General features: G+C 67.9%; 22 protein-coding genes. 16 read left to right on the plus strand and 6 right to left on the minus strand.

What is annotated here, in order from left to right; genetic code table 11:
* The 8 genes from VHD82_RS15705 to VHD82_RS15740 form a co-directional block, all read left to right on the plus strand.
* On the plus strand, positions 1-154 hold a 154-nt coding region (locus VHD82_RS15705), incomplete at its 5' end, for an acyl-CoA dehydrogenase family protein (RefSeq protein ID WP_325703732.1).
* Positions 155-257: 103 nt separating this feature from the next.
* A complete protein-coding gene (locus VHD82_RS15710) occupies positions 258-791 on the plus strand; it encodes a general stress protein (protein WP_325703391.1) in 534 nt (177 codons plus the stop codon).
* Positions 792-915: 124 nt separating this feature from the next.
* Positions 916-2,217: an ABC transporter substrate-binding protein gene (locus VHD82_RS15715; RefSeq protein WP_325703394.1), complete on the plus strand. Its 1,302-nt coding sequence runs from the start codon at positions 916-918 to the stop codon at positions 2,215-2,217.
* On the plus strand, positions 2,214-3,164 hold the full coding sequence (locus VHD82_RS15720) for a sugar ABC transporter permease (protein ID WP_325703397.1): 951 nt from the start codon (positions 2,214-2,216) through the stop codon (positions 3,162-3,164). The genes VHD82_RS15715 and VHD82_RS15720 overlap by 4 nt, the downstream gene beginning before the upstream one ends.
* The gene (locus tag VHD82_RS15725; RefSeq protein WP_325703400.1) at positions 3,164-4,006 is read left to right on the plus strand and encodes a carbohydrate ABC transporter permease; all 843 of its coding nucleotides are present in this window, start codon (positions 3,164-3,166) and stop codon (positions 4,004-4,006) included. The genes VHD82_RS15720 and VHD82_RS15725 overlap by 1 nt, the downstream gene beginning before the upstream one ends.
* Positions 4,007-4,010: 4 nt before the next feature.
* Entirely contained in the window at positions 4,011-5,192 is a 1,182-nt protein-coding gene (locus tag VHD82_RS15730) for a sn-glycerol-3-phosphate ABC transporter ATP-binding protein UgpC (RefSeq protein WP_325703403.1), read from the plus strand.
* A 130-nt stretch (positions 5,193-5,322) separates the two neighbouring features.
* Entirely contained in the window at positions 5,323-5,574 is a 252-nt protein-coding gene (locus tag VHD82_RS15735; RefSeq protein WP_325703406.1) for a hypothetical protein, read from the plus strand.
* Positions 5,575-5,639: 65 nt separating this feature from the next.
* Complete coding sequence (locus VHD82_RS15740) at positions 5,640-6,572, plus strand: hypothetical protein (RefSeq protein WP_325703409.1); 933 nt, start codon at positions 5,640-5,642, stop codon at positions 6,570-6,572.
* On the opposite strand, the gene VHD82_RS15745 is transcribed toward VHD82_RS15740, so the two are convergent.
* Complete coding sequence (locus VHD82_RS15745) at positions 6,455-7,120, minus strand: helix-turn-helix domain-containing protein (RefSeq protein ID WP_325703412.1); 666 nt, start codon at positions 7,118-7,120, stop codon at positions 6,455-6,457. The genes VHD82_RS15740 and VHD82_RS15745 overlap by 118 nt on opposite strands.
* A gap of 103 nt (positions 7,121-7,223) precedes the next feature.
* Here VHD82_RS15745 and VHD82_RS15750 point away from each other — a divergent pair, with 103 nt between their 5' ends.
* Positions 7,224-8,723, plus strand: a complete 1,500-nt coding sequence (locus VHD82_RS15750; protein WP_325703415.1) for an MFS transporter — start codon at positions 7,224-7,226, stop codon at positions 8,721-8,723.
* 4 nt (positions 8,724-8,727) lie between these two features.
* Here the strand turns inward: VHD82_RS15750 and VHD82_RS15755 are convergent, their stop codons facing one another.
* The 3 genes from VHD82_RS15755 to VHD82_RS15765 all read right to left on the minus strand — a co-directional run bounded on the left by VHD82_RS15755 (position 8,728) and on the right by VHD82_RS15765 (position 11,478).
* Complete coding sequence (locus VHD82_RS15755; RefSeq protein WP_325703418.1) at positions 8,728-9,570, minus strand: ParB N-terminal domain-containing protein; 843 nt, start codon at positions 9,568-9,570, stop codon at positions 8,728-8,730.
* Entirely contained in the window at positions 9,567-10,223 is a 657-nt protein-coding gene (locus tag VHD82_RS15760) for a metallophosphoesterase family protein (RefSeq protein WP_325703421.1), read from the minus strand. The genes VHD82_RS15755 and VHD82_RS15760 overlap by 4 nt, the downstream gene beginning before the upstream one ends.
* A gap of 172 nt (positions 10,224-10,395) precedes the next feature.
* Positions 10,396-11,478 carry a magnesium and cobalt transport protein CorA gene (locus VHD82_RS15765; RefSeq protein ID WP_325703424.1) on the minus strand — a complete coding sequence of 361 codons (1,083 nt, stop codon included), beginning with the start codon at positions 11,476-11,478 and terminating at the stop codon, positions 10,396-10,398.
* A 303-nt stretch (positions 11,479-11,781) separates the two neighbouring features.
* Between VHD82_RS15765 and VHD82_RS15770 the strand changes: the two genes are divergently transcribed.
* Genes VHD82_RS15770 through VHD82_RS15780 form a run of 3 tightly spaced genes read left to right on the plus strand, consistent with a single transcriptional unit; the run spans position 11,782 to position 15,052 of the window.
* Complete coding sequence (locus VHD82_RS15770; RefSeq protein ID WP_144643421.1) at positions 11,782-12,285, plus strand: MaoC family dehydratase; 504 nt, start codon at positions 11,782-11,784, stop codon at positions 12,283-12,285.
* An 11-nt stretch (positions 12,286-12,296) separates the two neighbouring features.
* Positions 12,297-13,403, plus strand: coding sequence for a DUF2332 domain-containing protein (locus VHD82_RS15775; RefSeq protein WP_325703427.1), 1,107 nt, complete (start codon positions 12,297-12,299; stop codon positions 13,401-13,403).
* Positions 13,404-13,441: 38 nt separating this feature from the next.
* Positions 13,442-15,052, plus strand: a complete 1,611-nt coding sequence (locus VHD82_RS15780; protein ID WP_325703430.1) for an acyl--CoA ligase family protein — start codon at positions 13,442-13,444, stop codon at positions 15,050-15,052.
* On the opposite strand, the gene VHD82_RS15785 is transcribed toward VHD82_RS15780, so the two are convergent.
* Complete coding sequence (locus VHD82_RS15785) at positions 15,049-15,438, minus strand: hypothetical protein (RefSeq protein ID WP_325703433.1); 390 nt, start codon at positions 15,436-15,438, stop codon at positions 15,049-15,051. The genes VHD82_RS15780 and VHD82_RS15785 overlap by 4 nt on opposite strands.
* A 79-nt stretch (positions 15,439-15,517) precedes the next feature.
* A complete protein-coding gene (locus VHD82_RS15790; RefSeq protein ID WP_325703437.1) occupies positions 15,518-15,904 on the minus strand; it encodes an NUDIX hydrolase in 387 nt (128 codons plus the stop codon).
* 137 nt (positions 15,905-16,041) lie between these two features.
* On the opposite strand from VHD82_RS15790, the gene VHD82_RS15795 reads away from it, so the two are divergent.
* From VHD82_RS15795 to VHD82_RS15810, 4 genes are all read left to right on the plus strand, one after another.
* Complete coding sequence (locus VHD82_RS15795) at positions 16,042-16,236, plus strand: hypothetical protein (protein WP_166462959.1); 195 nt, start codon at positions 16,042-16,044, stop codon at positions 16,234-16,236.
* Positions 16,237-16,245: 9 nt separating this feature from the next.
* Positions 16,246-16,806, plus strand: coding sequence for a PH domain-containing protein (locus tag VHD82_RS15800; protein ID WP_325703440.1), 561 nt, complete (start codon positions 16,246-16,248; stop codon positions 16,804-16,806).
* A gap of 71 nt (positions 16,807-16,877) precedes the next feature.
* Entirely contained in the window at positions 16,878-17,747 is an 870-nt protein-coding gene (locus VHD82_RS15805) for a PHP domain-containing protein (RefSeq protein ID WP_325703443.1), read from the plus strand.
* Positions 17,748-17,751: 4 nt separating this feature from the next.
* Positions 17,752-18,369 carry a MarC family protein gene (locus VHD82_RS15810; RefSeq protein WP_325703446.1) on the plus strand — a complete coding sequence of 206 codons (618 nt, stop codon included), beginning with the start codon at positions 17,752-17,754 and terminating at the stop codon, positions 18,367-18,369.
* Positions 18,370-18,378 lie beyond the last annotated feature (9 nt).

Raw genomic sequence — 18,378 nt, forward strand, 5'->3', positions numbered from 1 at the left:
CCGCATCCACGGCGGATACGGCTACAGCAAGGAATACGAAATCGAACGCCTCATGCGCGAGGCCCCGTTCCTGCTGATCGGCGAGGGCACCAGCGAGATCCAGAAGACGATCATCAGCCGCGGTCTGCTGCGCGAATACCGCTCCAAGGGCTGATCTTCGCCCGCCTGGTCGCCGGATGGGGTGACTTCCTGCCGGGTTCGCGTGGTTTCCTAGTGCTTGACAGTGAGCAAGCCCGACCGAGCGAACAGCACAGGTGATGACCGTGACCGGCGCGTTTTCCTCTCGAGGACGATCCCAGCAGGGGCTGCCGCGGACGCCCACCCCGCCGAGTGGGTGGCCGATCGGCTCGTATTCGACCTACGTCGAGGCCCAGCGTGCGGTCGAACATCTGGCGGAGCAGGACTTCACGGTCGAAGACGTCACGATCGTCGGGGTGGACCTGATGCTCGTGGAGCGTGTCATCGGCAGGCTGTCCTGGGGCAAGGCGCTGGGCAGCGGCGCGATCTCGGGCGGCTGGTTCGGCTTGCTGGTCGGCATTCTGCTGAGCTTCTTCAACACCGGCAACGGGGTCACCTACCAGCCGGCGCTGGTCGGTTTGGTCGCGGGCATGGTGTTCGGCGTAGTGCTCGCGGCCGGCGCGTACGCGATGACCCGCGGCCGCAGGGACTTCTCCTCCGCGAGCCAGCTCGTCGCCGGCCGCTATGACGTGCTGTGCCAGCCGCGCAACGCCGAGCAGGGGCGCGACCTGCTGGCCAGGCTCGCGATGCGGCCATCCGGGTCAACCGGCTGAATCGTGATCGTTCAAGCTTGCGGCTGATCATCGCCGGGCATAGGTTTGGTCCCCACCGATCCACAGGCACGTCGACGTGCGGTGCGATTCTCCGTCGGCGTCCGCGTCGGACAAGGAGGACTGGATGGGGTGGCGTAGGCGGAGGAGTACGGCGGTACTGGGGGCCGGTTTGGTCGCCGCCGGCATGCTCACCGCGTGTAGCTCGCAAAGCGGGATAACCATCAACGTCTATTACGCGCCGGAAGACACTTTCCAGAGCGTGGTGGACAACTGCAACGCCCAGGCGGCCGGGCGCTATCACATCGTCTACAACAAACTCCAGCGCGGCGCGGACGACCAGCGCCAGCAGATGGTGCGCCGGCTCGCCGCCGGTGATTCCGGGATGGACGTGCTCGGCCTCGACGTGACCTGGGTGCCGGAGTTCGCCGAAGCCGGCTGGGCCGAGGAATGGACGGGCGCCAACAAGACGGCGGCGACGACGGGTGTGCTGCCCGGGCCGCTGGAAACCGCCACCTGGAACGGAAAACTCTACGCCGCGACGAAGAACACGAACGTCCAGCTGCTGTGGTACGACGACCGGATCACCCCGCGGCCGCCCGCCACCTGGACGGACATGATCGCGCAGGCGGAGCAGCTCAAGGCGCAGGGCAAACCGCACAACATCCTGTTCACCGGTGCCCAGTACGAAGGGCTGGTGGTCGTCTACAACACCCTCGTCGAATCCGCGGGCGGGCACATTCTTTCCGACGACGGCAAATCCGTGGTGATGGACGCCGGCGCGGTGCAGGCGTTACAAATTCTCAAGGATGTCACTTCGAATGGCATCACCGACCCGTCGCTGACGAACTCGAAGGAGGACGAAACCCGGCAGGCTTTCGAGCGCGGGAACGGCGCGTTCGAGCTGAACTGGCCATTCGTCTACGCCTCCTTCGCGAAGGAACAGTCGAAGGAAGCCCTTTCGCATTTCAAGTGGGCGACGTATCCCGCGGTCAACCCGGGCACGCCGGCCAAGACCACGATCGGCGGTTACGACCTCGCCGTCAGTTCCTATTCGCAGCACAAGCCGGAGGCGTTCGAGGCCGCGTTGTGCTTGCGTGACAAGGACAGCCAGAAGTTCTCCGCGCTCAAGGACGGGGTGCCGCCGAGTATCGAGTCGATCTACAGTGACACCACCCCGCTCGATGCGAGCAAACCCGTTGACGCGTCGGCCAATCCGAGCATGGAAACCGCGTATCCGATGCGCGACACCATTCTCGCCGCGTTGAAGAACGCCGCGGTGCGGCCGCTCACCCCGGCGTACCAGAGCCTGTCCACGGTGATCTCGAAGGTGCTCTCGCCACCGTCGAAGATCGATCCGCAGTCCACCGCAGACGAGTTGCGCAGCAGGCTGTCCGATGCGCTCCAGTCGAAAGGAGTGATCCCGTGAGCCACGCCGCGACCGAAACCCCGGCCGCCACGGCGGAACCGGCGAAGAAGGGCAAGCCCCCGCTGAGCGAGGGCAAGCGCGCGGAGCGGCGGCTCGGGCTGCTGTTGTGCGCCCCGGCGGCGATCGTGATGATCGCGGTCACCGGGTATCCGATCGTCTACTCGATCTGGCTGTCGCTGCAGCGCTACGACCTGAGGTTCCCGTCGCAGCGGCAGTTCATCGGGCTGGCGAACTACGCGACGGTGCTGACGAACTCCTACTGGTGGACGGCGTTCGGCACCACGATGCTGATCACCGTCGTGTCCGTGGTGATCGAGCTGGTGCTGGGTATGCTGCTGGCGCTGATCATGCACCGCACCATCATCGGGCGCGGTCTGGTGCGCACGGTTTCCCTTATCCCGTACGGGATCGTGACGGTGGTGGCGGCCTTCTCCTGGTACTACGCCTGGACTCCCGGCACCGGGTACCTCGCCAACCTGCTCGGCCCGGACGCCGCGCCGCTGACCCAGTACATCCCCTCGCTGGCGATCATCATCCTGGCCGAGGTGTGGAAGACGACGCCGTTCATGGCGCTGCTGCTGATGGCCGGACTGGCGCTGGTGCCGGACGATCTGCTCAAGGCGGCGGCGATGGACGGGGCGAACGCCTGGCAGCGCTTCGTCAAGGTGATGGTGCCGGTGATGAAACCGGCGATACTGGTGGCGCTGCTGTTCCGCACACTGGACGCGTTCCGCATCTTCGACAACATCTACGTGCTCACCAGCGGCGCGAACGACACGTCCTCGGTGTCCATGCAGACCTACAACAACCTGTTGAAGGGGCTCAACCTCGGGATCGGCTCGACGATGTCGGTGCTGATCTTCATCACGGTCGCGATCATCGCGTTCATCTTCATCAAGGTGTTCGGCACCGCGGCGCCGGGCAGTGACTCGGGAGGGAAGCGCTGATGGCGATGCAGGGCGCGATCACCGCCGGGCGCAGAACGCGCTGGACGCTGGTGAACATCGTGGTCGTGGTCTATGCGCTGTTCCCGGTGCTGTGGATCCTGTCGTTGTCGTTCAAGACCAAGGAAACCCTCGACGACGGCAGCTTCATCCCGAAGTCCTGGACGTTCCAGAACTACGTGGACATCTTCCAGACCGACGACTTCATCCGGGCGCTGGTCAACTCGATCGGCATCGCGGTGATCGCCACCGTGATCGCGGTCGTACTCGGCACGATGGCGGCGTATGCGATCGCGCGGCTGGACTTCCCCGGCAAGGGCGTGCTGGTCGGGGTCTCCCTGCTGATCGCGATGTTCCCCCAGGTTTCGCTGGTCAGCCCGCTGTTCAACATCGAGCGTTCGCTCGGGCTGTTCGACACGTGGCTCGGCCTGATCCTGCCGTACATCACGTTCGCGCTGCCGCTGGCGATCTACACGTTGTCGGCGTTCTTCCGGGAAATCCCGTGGGAGCTGGAAAAAGCGGCGAAGATGGACGGGGCCACCCCGGGGCAGGCGTTCCGCAGGGTGATCGCCCCGCTGGCCGCGCCGGGTGTGTTCACCACCGCGATCCTGGTGTTCATCTTCTGCTGGAACGACTTCCTGTTCGCGATCTCGCTGACGTCGACCAACGCGTCGCGCACGGTGCCCGCGGCGCTGTCGTTCTTCACCGGGGCCTCCCAGTTCGAGGACCCGACCGGGACGATCTCCGCGGCGGCCGTGGTGATCACCATCCCGATCATCCTGTTCGTGTTGTTCTTCCAGCGCCGTATCGTCGCTGGGCTGACCTCCGGTGCCGTGAAGGGGTAGTGGCATGGCTGAAATCGTTCTCGACAAAGTGAGCAAGCGTTACCCCGACGGCGCGCTCGCGGTGTCCGAAGTGGACCTGCAGGTCGCGGACGGGGAGTTCATCATCCTCGTCGGCCCATCCGGCTGCGGGAAGTCCACCACGCTGAACATGGTGGCCGGGCTGGAGGACATCAGCTCCGGCGAGCTGCGCATCGACGGCAAGCGGGTGAACGAAAAGGCGCCGAAGGACCGCGACATCGCGATGGTGTTCCAGTCCTACGCGCTGTATCCGCACATGAGTGTGCGCGAGAACATGGCCTTCCCGCTGCGACTGGCCAAAGTGGACGACGCGACGGTGCGGCAAAAGGTGGAGGAGGCCGCGCAGATCCTGGATCTGACCCAGCACCTGGACCGCAAGCCGGCGAACCTCTCCGGCGGGCAGCGGCAGCGGGTGGCGATGGGCCGGGCGATCGTGCGCAGCCCCAAGGCGTTCCTGATGGACGAGCCACTGTCCAATCTGGACGCCAAACTGCGCGGGCAGATGCGTACGTCGGTGTCGAAGCTGCAGAAACAGCTGGGCACCACCACGCTGTACGTCACGCACGACCAGACAGAGGCGATGACACTCGGGGACAGGGTGGTGGTGCTGCGCGCGGGTTACGTGCAGCAGATCGGTACCCCGCAGTTCCTCTACGAGCACCCCGCGAACCTGTTCGTGGCGGGTTTCATCGGCTCCCCGTCGATGAACTTCGTCCCGGGAACGCTGGAGGAGGGGCAGCTCAAGAGCCCGCTGGGCACGTTCGCGCTGCCGGACAAGGTGCGGCGCCTCGCCGAGGCGGCGAACGCTCCGCGTGACGTCATCGCCGGGGTGCGGCCCGAGCACTTCGAGGACGCGTCGCTGCTCGACGAGGCCGCGCGTGCCGGCGGGGTCACGTTCCGGGCGCATGTGGACGTGCTGGAGTCGATGGGCTCGGAGAAGTACGCGTACTTCACCGTCGAGGGCGAGCAGGCGAGTACCTCGGAGCTGGCCGAGCTGGCGGCTGACACCGGCGCCGACGACATGCCAGGTGGCGGCCTGCAGATCGTCACCCGGCTGTCCGCGGCGTCGCCGATCGTCCAGGGCACCGAGGCGGAGGTCTGGTTCGACACCGCGAAACTGCAGCTGTTCGACCCGTCGAACGGGGCGAATCTGACCTACGAGGAGTGAGCGCGGGCGCCGTTTGCGGGCTGCCATGGAACGCGGTTCCGCCGCGCGGACAAGCCGCGCGGTGACCTCGCGGACTTTCTCGAGGCGATGGCACTCACGGATGTGCGGCTGGTCGGGCACGACTGGCGGCGTGGGACAACGAAGACTGGGTTCCGATCACGAACCGGCGCCGGTGCGGCGGCCGACGCTGGTGATCCACGGCGCCGAGGACGCCGACAACCTTCCCGAGACCAGCGCGGGCAGGTCCGGACTGTTCCCGGACGGCTACCGCCGGGTGGTGCTCGACGGGGTCGGCACTTTCCACCACGAGAGCCGCCGGACCGGTCCGCCGAGCTCGTGTCCACGGAATTCGGAGCGCTGCAAGGAAGTTGACGGCGCCTGAACGATTTCTCAGGCTGGCGCAGGCAGGCTCGGCGTCGTGAAGCCCCGAGCGGCAGGCCTCGTCCGATGATCGTGGTCGCGGTGCTTTGCGCCGCCTTGGCCGCGGTTTTCGCGGCGGTGGGCGCCAGGCTGCAGCACGCCGGAGTACGCGCGCAGTCGCGCGGGCTGCGGTTGGGGTCGTTGGCCCGGAACAGGCAGTGGCAGCTCGGATTCGTGGCGTTGACGGCATGTTCGGTGCTGCAGGTGGTGGCGCTGGCGTTCGCCCCGGTGGTCGTCGTCGCGCCGCTGGCCGTGCTCGCGTTGCCGGTGGTGGCCCTGTTGGGCGGAAATGTCAGCCGGACGCGGGGGATCGGGATCGCCGGGGTGTCGTTGTCGGTCGGCGCGTTCGTCGCGTTGTCGGCCGGGGCGGCGAAGGACGCCGACATTTCGCCACGTGCGGTTTCCGACTCGGCGCAGTTGATCATCGCCGTGGTCGCGGTACTCGGCATTGCCGCGTTCCTGCGCCGCGGGGTGGCCCGGTGCGTCGCGCTGTCACTGGCGGCGGGAGCGAGCTACGGCCTGGTTTCCGTGCTGGTGCGGGATGTCGCGTATTCGGTGCGGACGCTCGGAGCGGCGGAGTTGCCGTGGTCCTCGCTGCTCGGTGCGGTGATGGCGTTCGCGGCCGCGGCGTGGCTGGTTCAGCTCGCGCACGCGAGTGGGCCGCCGGATGTCGTCGTGGGCTGTCAGACGGTGGCGAACCCGATCTCGGCCGCGGCGCTGGGCCTGACCGTGCTCGGCGAGGCCGACGCCCTGTCGCCGGGCACGCTGATCGTGTTCGGCGGTTGTGGCGTGCTCGCGCTCGCCGGGCTCGGGCTGTTGTCAGCGCCCCGCGGTGAGCGAACTCACTTGCACCAGTGGTTCATCGCGTCGTCGAGCAGTTCGATCTCGGGCGCCTTCAGCGGCAGCGGCGACGGCGGCCCGGGCCGCCCGCGCAGGCTGTCGAGGACCAGCGCGAAGTAGCGCTTCCACAGATCGGGCGAGACGGGATGGGTGTACTGGGCCGCGGCGCCGATCATCTTGAACAGCACCACCATGTCCTGGGGCTCGAAGTCGGCCCGCAGGCAGCCGGAGCGCTGGGCCCGTTGGACCAGTTCCTGCACGACCGGGATCAGTCTGTCCCGTGCCTCGGCCACCCGCTGGTGCCCGAAGGCCTTGCTGACCATCACGTCGTGCAGGCCGCGGTCTTCGGCGATCAGTTCCGCCGCCTGCCACAGGAAGTCGACGAAACCCTGCCAGGCGTCGTCGCGCTCGAGCGCCGCGTGCGCAAGCTCACCGATGCCGTCGAGCCGTTCCGCGAACATCGCGTCGACCAGGTGCTCTTTGTTCGGGAAGCGGCGATAGACCGTGCCCACCCCGAGGCCGGCTCTGGCGGCGACGTCGTCCAGCGTCGTTTCGAATCCGCGCTCCCGGAAAACCTCGCGAGCAGCGGCGATCATGCGCTGGCGGTTCAGTTCGGCGTCGCGCCGAAGCGGCCGCGTCGTTGCGGTCCGCGGTGTGTCTCGGATCATGCTTTCCCATCTCCGACGAAGTCGAGGTATCCCCTCCACTTCCTGTACGGTGGATTCCAAGGGGAGGCCTCTACTCCACATAGTACGTCAGGGGAAACCGCGAATGACTGATTCATCCACTGCGGTCGTCGAGTCACTCGGCTCGCGGCAGCAAGAAGACCCGCATCACGCCAGGCGCTGGCTGATCCTGGTGATGATCGCCCTCGCACAGCTGATGGTCGTGCTCGACGCGACGATCGTGAACATCGCGCTGCCCACCGCGCAGCACGACCTCGGCTTCTCCAGTGACGCCCGCCAATGGGTCGTCACCGCCTACGCGCTCGCCTTCGGCAGCCTCCTGCTGCTCGGCGGCCGCGTCGCCGACCTGTTCGGCCGCAAATACGCCTTCCTGATCGGGCTCGCCGGATTCGCCATCGCCTCCGCGGTCGGTGGCGCGGCGAACGGGATCGAAATGCTGCTCATCGCGCGTGCCGCGCAGGGTGTGTTCGGTGCGCTGCTCGCGCCCGCCGCGCTGTCGCTGCTGACCACGACGTTCACCGACGTCAAGGAGCGTGGCCGTGCGTTCGGCATCTTCGGGGCGATCGCCGGTGGGGGAGCCGCGCTCGGCCTGTTGCTCGGTGGCGTGCTGACCGAGTACCTCGACTGGCGCTGGTGCATGTTCGTGAACATCATCTTCGCCGTCATCGCCTTCATCGGCGGGGTGGTGCTGCTGCGCCACCGTCGCTCGGAGCACCGGCCCAAGCTTGACATCCCCGGCACGATCACCGCTTCGGCGGGGCTGTTCACGCTGGTCTACGGCTTCTCCAACGCCGAGACCCACGACTGGTCCAACCCGCTGGTCTGGGGCTTCCTTGCCGCCGGTGTGGTGCTGCTCGGTGTGTTCGTCGCCATCCAGTCGCGGTCGGCGAACCCGCTGCTGCCGCTGCGCGTGGTGCTCGACCGTGACCGCGGCGGTGCCTACATCGCCGTGTTCATCGTCAGCATCGGGATGTTCGGGATCTTCCTGTTCCTGACCTACTACCTGCAGCAGAACCTCGGCTTCTCGCCGGTCATCTCCGGCGTCGCCTACCTGCCGATGGTGGCCGCGCTGATGCTGACGGCGACCACCTCGACCGCGACGCTGCTGCCGAGGTTCGGGGCCAAGCCGCTGGTGGCGATCGGGATGACCGTCGCGGCCGCGGGGATGTTCTGGCTGAGCCTGATCGACACGAACAGCACCTACCTCAACGGTGTGCTGTTCCCGCTGATCGCCATCGGGCTGGGCCTCGGACTGGCGATGGCCCCGTCGATGAACGTCGCCACCGCTGGCGTCGACCGGCACGACGCAGGTGTCGCTTCGGCCACCGTGAACACCTCCCAGCAGGTCGGCGGTTCGATCGGGACCGCGCTGCTGTCCTCGGTCGCGGCCAACGCGCTCAGCTCGTTCACCGCGGGCAAGCAGCTGACCGGACAGGTCGTGGCGGAGGCCGCCGTGCACAGCTACACCACGGCGTTCGCCTGGGGCGCGGGCATCTTCATCGCCGGTGCCGTCATCTGCGGCCTGTTGCTCAAGCCGGGTGCGCCCGCCGCACCCAGTGGTGAGCCGGCCGCCGTCCACATGTGATGGCTCAACGCCGGTGGGACGACCGCAGGGTCTCGATGACCTCGTCGTCCCACCGGTGCGTGCGGATCAGGCGGTACCGCTCGGCGGCGACCCACATGTAGGCTTCGGCCTCGGTGCGGTCGCCGATCAGGTCCGCCTGCCGCAGCATCTCCACCACCGGCTGGTATTCCTTTTCGTACCAACGGTTCGCCACCGTGGCGCGGTCGAGGAAGGTGCCCTCGTCCTGCATCAGCCGGAAACCCCAGGCCTCCACGTGCTCGCCGAGCATCGCGTAATGCCAGGGATCGGACAACACCACGTCGGCCCGCGCGCTGCCCGTCAGCGGCACCCGTTCCAGGAACAGCCGCCGGTAGTCCTTCACGATCAGATCGCCCCGGTACCGGATCCCGGCCGGCTTGAGCTTCGTCCGCACCTCGGTCACGTAGGCGTCTATCGTGGACAGTCCGAGCGCGTGCGCCACGGAGACCCGGTGGTGCCCGTCGATGATGAAATGCAGATCGCCCACCCGGTACACCTCGATCGGCGGGATGTTCTCCCCGCGGCGGGCGGCCAGTGCGAGCCGTTCCCAGCGTTCCCGCACCCGCCCGGACGTCGGCCGGAACCGGCGGTCGAAGTCCCGGCCCCGGTCCACGCTGCCGACGATGCTGTCCAGCTGGATCACCCGCAGCCCGATCCGCCGCTCGCCGACGTAGCCGAGCGCGTCGACCACCTCGTCGAAGGGCAGCATGATGTTGACGTCGTCGGGTTCGCGGCGCAGCCAGTTCGCCAGCCGGGACAGCACCTGACGGCGGCGTGCGCGCAGGAAGTCGTGCTCGGCGTCGGCGCGCGGGAAGCCGGTGTCACTCATACCGCTACCTCGTTCAGGTCCAGCAGGTGGCGCCCGACGACGTTGCGGACGCGGGTCTCGCCGAGCCGGCGCTCGGGCATGGGCTCGCCGTAGGGATGGATGTGCCCGTGCAGCAACCACTTCGGCCGCAGCCGAGCAACTGTCCACTGTAGACACTCGAACCCGTGGTGCGGCGGGTCCTCGCGATCACCGAGCCCGCGTGGCGGCGCGTGGGTCAGCAGGATGTCCACCCCGCGGCCGTCCTTGCGGCGTTCGTGGTTCGCCGCCCGCACGAGTCGCCTGGCCCGGCGGGCTTGTTGCGCCTGCGTCCACTGGTTCGGGCCGGTGTTGTAGCGCACCGATCCGCCAAGCCCGGCCACGCGAACTCCGGCGACGTCGACGACCCGGCCGTCGGCGTTGACCCAGCCGGCCGGACCCGGCCAGCGCTGCGGGAAGCCGGCCCGGAAGAAGAGCCCGCCGTGCGACCGGCCGCCGAGGTCCGGGTCGTGGTTGCCCGGCACGAACACGGCGGGCCGGTTGACCGCGTCGGCCAGGAACTCCAGGTAGTCGAACGGCAGATCGCCCGCGCCGAGGACGAGATCGACCGCGAGGTCGCCGGCCCCGCAGGACCACAACCGCTCGTCGACCTCATCCGCGACAACGAGTGCGCGCATGTCTGAAGAGGTTAGGCGCCTAATGTGTCGCGCGCGCGAGATCGGGGTGGTCGGCGATGAAGAGCGCGACCGTGGCGATCCACGCCAGGCACAGGGTCAGTGCCCAGAACTTCAGGTTGGTCAGCAGCCGGGACATGGCGGAACTCCTTTCGCGAGAACAGGAAGCAGGGACTCAGAGCCACTTGTTCTTCCTGAATATTCGGTAGAGGAGCAGGCACGCACCCAGGATCACGATGAGTGCCAGCGGATAGCCGAACTGCCAGTGCAGCTCGGGCATGTACTCGAAGTTCATGCCCTCGATACCGGCGATCATCGTCGGCACCGTGATCATCGCCGCCCAGGCGGTGATCTTGCGCATGTCGGTGTTCTGCTGCAGCGAGATCTTCGCGACCGTCGCGTCGACCAGCGTGGTCAGCAGTTCGTCGAACCCGGCCACCCGCTCGGACACGGTGATCAGGTGGTCGTCCACGTCGCGGAAGTAGGAGCGCACCTCGTCCGGCACCAGCCGCGTGAAGCCCTCGGACAGCCTGCGCACCGGCGCGGCCAGCGGCATCACCGCCCGGCGCAGCTCCAGCACCTCGCGCTTCATCAGGTAGATCTGCTCGGCGCTGACCATCGTGCGCGGGGCGAAGACGCGGGTCTCCATGTCCTCGATGTCGTCCTCGACCGCGCTGGTCACCTCGAGGTAGTGGTCCACGATGTGGTCGGTGATCGCGTGCAGCACGGCGGCCGGGCCCGGCTTGAGCCGTTCCGGGTCGCCGTCGAGATCCCCGCGGAGCCTGGCCAGCCCGGAGTGCGCCCCGTGCCGGACCGTGATGATGAAGTCCAGCCCGAGGAAGGCCATCAGCTCGCCGGTCTCGACGATCTCGTTGGCCGTGTCGGGCGACTCGTGTTCCACGTAGCGCAGCGTCTTGAGGACCATGAACAGCGTGTCGTCGTAGCGCTCGAGCTTGGGCCGCTGGTGCGCCTGGACGGCGTCTTCCACCGCCAGCTCGTGCAGCCCGTACATGTCCGAGATGCCCTGGATCTGCTCTTCGTCGGGCTCGTGCAGCCCGATCCAGACGAATCCCTCGCGGCGGTGCCGGACCTCCTTGATGGCCTCGGCGTGCGTCCATCGCCCTGGCAGCCGCTTGCCGTCGACGTACACGGCGCAATCGACGACATAGGCCGACAACGGCACGGGGATGGGCGGCTGGACACGCGCCCGGCTGTTACCCCGGCCACGCAGGCCACCGAGAGAGGGAATCGCAGGCATGGGAATCTCCTGGCTGACGCAGAACTTCCTACGACGACCGGACGGCTTTTCCGCCCGGTCGTGACCAGCGTTTCCCGTGAAGGTGTTACCGAATGCGGAAATCCCGGACCGGCAGGGGAACGCTGGGGCTACTAGGGAGCGGACTATCGCCACTACTCATCTTGCGTTCCTCACCTCCTCGGGCCGGGGACAGATGTGCCGGTGGTCGCGTTGACGCGACGCCTCCGCTAGTCGAGGGTACTCCTCAACATCAGTCACGTCGTTTGCGGTCGATGTGGCGTTACTCGCGGGAGGTAGAGACCAGTGCAGTTCGGGCGGTACTTCGAGGAGTTCGAGGTGGGTGCGGTGTACAAGCACTGGCCGGGCAAGACGGTGACCGAATACGACGACCACTTGTTCTGCCTGCTCACCATGAACCACCACCCGCTGCACCTGGACGCGCACTACGCGGGGGAGACCACCGACTTCGGCAAGAACGTGGTGGTCGGCAACTACATCTACTCGCTGCTGCTGGGGATGTCCGTGCCCGACGTGTCCGGCAAGGCCATCGCCAACCTCGAGGTCGAATCGCTCAAGCACGTGAAGCCGACCTTCCACGGCGACACGATCTACGGTGAGACCGAGGTGCTGGACAAGACCCCGTCCAAGTCCAAGGACGACCGCGGCGTGGTCTACGTGGAGACCCGGGGATACAAGCAGGACGGCACGATCGTGTGCACCTTCCGCCGTAAGGTGATGGTGCCCAAGCGTTCCTACGGCGAGGCCCGTGGCGGCGAGCAGCCGGCCCGCCCGGTCCCCCACGAATAGGGAGTGTTTCCGTGACGGTCGGTCTGGACGAGGTGAAGCGGCGGCTGCGTACGTTCGCGGCAGCGGAAGCCGCCGAGGTTTCCCCGCTCTACGAACACCTTGCGACGAACGCGGCGGAGGACGACGAGGTCGCGGGCCTCCTGACGGAGGCCCCGGACGAGACAGCGGGCGCGACGCTCCTGCTGGCCGCCGCGCATCGCCTGATCCAGGCCGACCCGATCCACCCGCTTTCGCGGTACTACCCGTCGCTCGGCGGGTTCGACGGGGTGGACACCCAGACCTGGCCGGTGTTCCGCGAGTTCCTGCTGGAGCGCGCGGACAAGGCGCGCGCGATCATCGCGGTGCGGCATACCGAGACCAACGAGGTCAGCCGGGCCGCGGGGCTGTATCCGGCGGTGGCGCTGGCCGCGAAACAGGCCGGGGGCAAGGTCGCGCTGCTGGAAATCGGCTGCAGCGCGGGGCTCCTGCTGGGCCTGGACAAATTCGGCTACCGCTACCAGTGCGACGGCGGCGAGCAGATCGCCGCCGGGCCGGCCAAGGCGGCGGTCGGTCTGCACTGCGCGCTGCGTCTCGACGCGGGCGCGGTGCCGCCGAAGCTGCCGAAGAAGATCGCGGTCGGCGCGAAAATCGGGTTGGACCGCGAAGTGGTCGACGTGTCCGACGAGGACGAGCTGGCCTGGATGGAGGCCTGCGTCTGGGCCGACCAACTGGACCGGATCAGGCTGTTGCGCACCGCCGCGGCCGCGCAGCGCAAGGACGCCCCGGACCTGGTCACCGGGGACGCGGTGGACGACTTGGACGCCGTCGCGGCGCGGGCGGGCGAGCTCCCGTTGATCGTGATCACGAGCAGGCTGCTGTGGCACCTCGAAGCCGAGCGCCGCGCCGGATTCGTCGGCGCGCTGGCGAAGCTCGGGGCGGACCGGCCGGTGTGGTGGGTGTCCGACGAGCCGTACGAAGCGGGCTTGGCGCACGTGTTGCCGGGGCGCGACGAGCTGGCCTTCGTGGACACGGGTCACTGCACGCTCGGCCTGGTCACCTGGCGCGATGGGAAGGCGGAGGCGCTGGCGCTGGCGCAGACGTCACGCTTCGGGCAGCGGATGACCTGGCTGGTCTCCTGAGCTTGTGCGGGCGCGCGTCTTGCGGTGAGGATGTCCGCATGGCCGTCACCGATGACACCTGGTACACCTCGCTTACCCCGCTCGTGTTCCTCGAACGATCAGCCGAGGTCTTCGGCGACAAGGACGCGATCGTCTACGGGGACCGCCGCACGACGTACCGCGAGTTCGCCGCCGAGGCCACGCGAGTGGCGCATGCCCTGCGCGCGTGCGGGGTCGAGCCGGGGGACAGGGTGGCGTACCTGCTGCCGAACATCCCCGAGATGCTCGTCGCGCACTTCGCCGTCCCGCTCGCCGGCGCGGTGCTCGTCGCGATCAACACCAGGCTGGCGCCGGCCGAGATCCGTTACATCCTCGAACATTCCGGCGCGAAGGTGCTCGTCGTCGATGCCGGGTTGCACGGTTCGGTGCCGCCGGGGCTGGATCTCGACGCGATCGTCACGGTGACCGACCCGGCCTCGGGCGCCCAGCCGGATCCCGCTGTCGGTGGCATGTCCTATTCGGACCTGCTGGCCCGCGGCAGCGACGAACCGTTGCCGTGGACGGTCGCCGACGAGCGCGGCACCATCTCGATCAACTACACCTCGGGCACCACCGGCCGCCCGAAAGGCGTTATGTACCACCATCGCGGCGCGTACCTGAACTCGCTCGCCGAGATCGTCCACTCGCGACACACGCCGGAATCCCGCTATCTGTGGACATTGCCGATGTTCCACTGCAACGGCTGGTGCACCACGTGGGCCGTGACGGCGATCGGCGGTACGCACGTGTGCCTGCGCGCGGTGGACGCCAAGGAGATCTGGCGGCTGCTGGACACCGAGGGCATCACGCATCTCAACGGGGCGCCGACGGTGCTGGTGACCATTGCCGGACACGAAGGCGCGCATCCGCTCGCGCACGAGGTCATCGTGACCACCGCGGGTGCGCCGCCGTCGCCGACCGTGATCCGCCGGATGACCGAACTGGGCGCCCGGCTCACACACGTGTACGGGCTGACCGAGACCTACGGCCCGTACACGGTGTGCGAGCAGCAGGATTCGTGGCTGAAACTGGACATCGGTGAGCGCAGCAAGGTCATGTCGCGCCAGGGCGTCGGCATGATCGTCACCGACGGTGTGCGCGTGGTGGACGACGACATGCGCGATGTCCCGCGCGACGGCGCCACCATGGGCGAGGTCGTGATGCGCGGCAACAACGTGATGTCCGGGTACTTCGACGACGTGGAGGCCACGGAAAACGCTTTCCGCGGCGGCTGGTTCCACTCCGGCGACCTCGGCGTGTGGCATCCCGACGGTTACATCCAGTTGCGGGACAGGGCGAAGGACATCATCGTCTCGGGTGGCGAGAACATCTCGACCATCGAGGTGGAGGCCGCCGTCGACTCGCATCCCGCCGTGCTGGAGGTCGCGGTCGTCGGCGTGCCGGACGAGAAATGGGGCGAACGGCCGAAGGCCTACGTCGTGCTGCGGCCGGGGAAGTCCCTGGAGGCGCCCGAGCTGCTCGAGCACGTGCGTGGCCAGATCGCCCGGTACAAGGTGCCCGACGTGATCGAATTCGTGTCCGAGCTGCCGAAGACTTCGACCGGGAAGATCCAGAAGTTCGCGCTGCGTGAGCGGGACTGGGGCACCCGAGAATCCCGGATCCAGGGCTAAAAGACAGGCGTGATGGTGGCCTCGATGTAGTGGATCTCGCCGCCGTGCACGTCGAAGTGCTCGGTGACCTCGGTGGTCGCCAGGTCGATCCCGAGCACGCCGGCGTCGAGCAGGTAGTGCGCGTCGGCCTGGTCCCCGTCTGTCGTCACCCGCACGTCGCGGATCGCGTTGATGACCCGGTACTGCGGGCCGTTGTCCAGCTGCCAGCGGATGTCGGCGCCGGAGCTGCCCGTTGGCAGGCCGTTCTCGACCCGGTGCGCGTCCGCGGCCAGCGGCACGGCGGAGGCGTCGTGGCTGAGCAGCGCGTCGATGTAGGCCCTGGCCGCGCCGTCCGCGGGGGCGGGCCCGGCGGCGAGCGCGGTCGCGAGCAGGATTCGCATCAGCACCCCGGGACCCTACGGGCAACCCGGCAACCGGTTCTACCCCCGGATTCGCCGCCGGTTTCCAGGTGGACCCGCGCGACGGTCAGCAACGCGGCAACCGGTTCCAGTCGCGGAGCGTGTCCACCAACCCGTCGGTGAGCGCCAAACTCGCGAAATCCGCCGAATTCACCCAGCGCGCGTCCGCCGCGTCGTCACCGGCGCGCAACTCGCCCCCGACGACCTCGCACACGTAGTCGAAGATCTCGTACCGCCCGCGCACGACCATCCCGGCCAGCTCGCCCGGCCGCACGTCAAGGCCGGTTTCCTCGCGCATTTCGCGAACCACGGCCTCGGTGTCGCTCTCTCCGCGCTCGACCCGCCCGCCCGGCAGCGACCATAGGCCGGCGCCCGGATCGTGGCCCCGTCGGATCACGAGCAGCCTGCCCGCCGGGTCGTGCAATACACCACCGACGCAGCGCACGAAAGCCATTTGCCCAGGGTATCCCGGCGAGGTGTACACGGAGAGTAGCCGTGCGGTACGATCACGACTGGACACTGACCCAAGCGCGGGACTTTTCTCCCGTAACGGTGCGCAGTGCGGTACAACGTTACTGGTGAGCTTGACCGATGCCGGAGCAAGAGACGGGATTGATCGTAGTGAACGCGAAGAAGATAGCCGGGCTGGTGGGTATCGCGTTGGTCCTGTTCTTCGTGATTGCCCAGCCGGGTAACGCGGCGAGCCTGGTCGGCAACATCATCGACTGGCTGCGCAGTTCGGCCGAAGCGGTGATCACCTTCGTCAGCAACGTGTTCAACTCCTAGGCTGAGGGCATGTTCGCCCCCCGCGACCCAGACGAGTACCTGCTCGACACCGAGCGGCGGGTGGTCCGGGTCCGCAGGCACTGGGCCGTACTGGCGTGGGATGTGTTCGAGGCCGTCGCGCTGCTCGCGATCTGCGTGATGGTCTCCTACCTGCTGCCGCCGTCGCTGTACGTCGTGCAGAACATCCTCTGGTACGCGGCGCTGGTCGTGGTCCTCATCTTCGCCTTCAAGGTGATGGAGTGGTGGGTCGAGCGCCTCGTGGTCACGGACAAACGGTTCGTGCTGACCAGCGGGGTCTTCACCACCAAGGTCGCGATGATGCCGATCAGCAAGGTCACCGACCTGACCTACGAGCGCACCGCCTGGGGCCGGTTGTTCGGCTACGGCACGGTGGTCGTGGAGTCGGCTGGCCAGATCCAGGCGCTGAACCGGATCGACTTCCTCCCGAAGCCGGAGGAGTTCTACGACACCATCTCCGAGCTCGTCTTCGGCGACAAGCAGAAGCAGAGCGAGCGCTTCTCGATGATCAAGGCCCAGCGCTTGGCGCGCGGCAAGAAGATGGTCGGTTAAGGAAGCGTTTTCAGTCGTCACGCAAGCCCAGACAGGCCGTCCTGCCTGGGCTTTCCGTCGCATACGTCAGAATGGGTTCGATGCGCATAGATCTGCACACCCATTCGACGGTGTCCGACGGCACCGACAGTCCGGCCGAACTGGTCGCCGTGGCGGCCGCGGCCGGGCTGGACGTCGTCGCACTGACCGATCACGACACCACCGCCGGCTGGGAAGAGGCCACCGCGGCGTTGCCCGCCGGGCTCACCCTCGTGCCGGGCGCCGAGCTGTCCTGCGTGAGCGAGCACGACCCCGGCCGCGGGATCAGCGTCCACCTGCTGGGATACCTGTTCGACCCGGCCGCGACCGCGATCGTCACCGAGCAGCGCCGGCTGCGCGTCGAACGTCGTGAGCGGCTCTACGCGATGGCCCGAGGGATGGCCGCGGACGGCCTGCCGATCGACGCGGACGAGCTGCTCAGCCTGCTGCCCCCGGATTCCCCGGCCGGGCGCCCACACCTGGCGCAGGCACTGATCCGGGCCGGCCTGGTCACCACGGTGGACCAGGCGTTCGCCGAGTACCTCGGCTCCGGGCGCGGCTACTACGTGCCGCGGCACGACACGCCGGTCGAGGACGCGATCGAGATGATCGCGGCGGCCGGCGGCGTCACCGTGTTCGCGCATCCGCTGGCGCGCAGCCGCGGCCGGGTGGTGTCCATCGAGACCATCGTCAAGCTCGCCGAGCACGGGCTGACCGGCATCGAGGTGGATCACCCGAACCACGAGAAGGCCGATCGCGAACTGCTGCGTGACCTCGCCCGTCAGCTCGGGCTCGTGCAGACCGGTTCCAGTGACTACCACGGGACCAACAAGATGATCCCGATCGGCGCCGAGACCACCGATCCCGAACAGCTCGAAGCGTTGCTGGACAAGGCGTCCGGCGCGCAGATCGCGGTCGGCTGAGCGCGTGTCGGGGCTGTTCGACGCCGGTGTCTTCCTGGAAGCGACGATCACGCTCGTCGTGATCATGGACCCGCCGGGCACGGTGCCGGTGTTCCTGAGCCTGGTCGGCCGCAAATCACCGGCGGCGCGGGCGCAGGCGGCGCGGCAGGCGGTGCTGGTCTCGCTGCTGGTGATCTCGCTGTTCGCCGTCGCGGGGCAGGCGATCCTGACCTACCTCGGCATCGGGATCCCGGCGTTGCAGGGCGCGGGCGGGCTGCTCCTGCTGCTCATCGCGCTGGACCTGCTCACCGGCCGGGGCACCCAGCCGGAAGCGGTCGAGGACGTCAACGTGGCGCTGGTGCCGCTGGGCACGCCCCTGCTCGCCGGTCCCGGCGCGATCGCGGCGACCATCGTGTTCGTCAAGCAGGCGTCCGGGCATCTCGGCGCGTACGTCGCGCTGGCACTGGCGATCGTGGCCGTGCATCTGGTGATCTACGTGTGCATGCGGTACTCGGGTCTCGTCATCCGGCTGATCAGGGAAAGCGGAATCCTGTTGCTGGCCAAGATCGCCGGTCTGCTGCTCGCCGCGATCGCGGTCCAGCTGATCGCCAACTCCGTGCGCGGGTTCATCGCGGGTGGCTGAGTACGGTGG

The sequence above is a fragment of the Amycolatopsis sp. genome (assembly GCF_035546795.1).
GTDB lineage: Bacteria > Actinomycetota > Actinomycetes > Mycobacteriales > Pseudonocardiaceae > Amycolatopsis_E.

Excerpts from the sequence above, each read along its gene's own strand:
- VHD82_RS15715 (WP_325703394.1), top strand. The coding sequence starts at position 916 with ATGGGGTGGCGTAGGCGGAGGAGTACGGCGGTACTGGGGGCCGGTTTG.
- VHD82_RS15740 (WP_325703409.1), top strand. The coding sequence starts at position 5,640 with ATGATCGTGGTCGCGGTGCTTTGCGCCGCCTTGGCCGCGGTTTTCGCG.
- VHD82_RS15760 (WP_325703421.1), bottom strand. The coding sequence starts at position 10,223 with ATGCGCGCACTCGTTGTCGCGGATGAGGTCGACGAGCGGTTGTGGTCC.
- VHD82_RS15790 (WP_325703437.1), bottom strand. The coding sequence starts at position 15,904 with ATGGCTTTCGTGCGCTGCGTCGGTGGTGTATTGCACGACCCGGCGGGC.
- VHD82_RS15725 (WP_325703400.1), top strand. The coding sequence starts at position 3,164 with ATGGCGATGCAGGGCGCGATCACCGCCGGGCGCAGAACGCGCTGGACG.
- VHD82_RS15730 (WP_325703403.1), top strand. The coding sequence starts at position 4,011 with ATGGCTGAAATCGTTCTCGACAAAGTGAGCAAGCGTTACCCCGACGGC.
- VHD82_RS15765 (WP_325703424.1), bottom strand. The coding sequence starts at position 11,478 with ATGCCTGCGATTCCCTCTCTCGGTGGCCTGCGTGGCCGGGGTAACAGC.
- VHD82_RS15710 (WP_325703391.1), top strand. The coding sequence starts at position 258 with ATGACCGTGACCGGCGCGTTTTCCTCTCGAGGACGATCCCAGCAGGGG.
- VHD82_RS15780 (WP_325703430.1), top strand. The coding sequence starts at position 13,442 with ATGGCCGTCACCGATGACACCTGGTACACCTCGCTTACCCCGCTCGTG.
- VHD82_RS15800 (WP_325703440.1), top strand. The coding sequence starts at position 16,246 with ATGTTCGCCCCCCGCGACCCAGACGAGTACCTGCTCGACACCGAGCGG.
- VHD82_RS15745 (WP_325703412.1), bottom strand. The coding sequence starts at position 7,120 with ATGATCCGAGACACACCGCGGACCGCAACGACGCGGCCGCTTCGGCGC.
- VHD82_RS15755 (WP_325703418.1), bottom strand. The coding sequence starts at position 9,570 with ATGAGTGACACCGGCTTCCCGCGCGCCGACGCCGAGCACGACTTCCTG.
- VHD82_RS15805 (WP_325703443.1), top strand. The coding sequence starts at position 16,878 with ATGGGTTCGATGCGCATAGATCTGCACACCCATTCGACGGTGTCCGAC.
- VHD82_RS15795 (WP_166462959.1), top strand. The coding sequence starts at position 16,042 with ATGCCGGAGCAAGAGACGGGATTGATCGTAGTGAACGCGAAGAAGATA.
- VHD82_RS15750 (WP_325703415.1), top strand. The coding sequence starts at position 7,224 with ATGACTGATTCATCCACTGCGGTCGTCGAGTCACTCGGCTCGCGGCAG.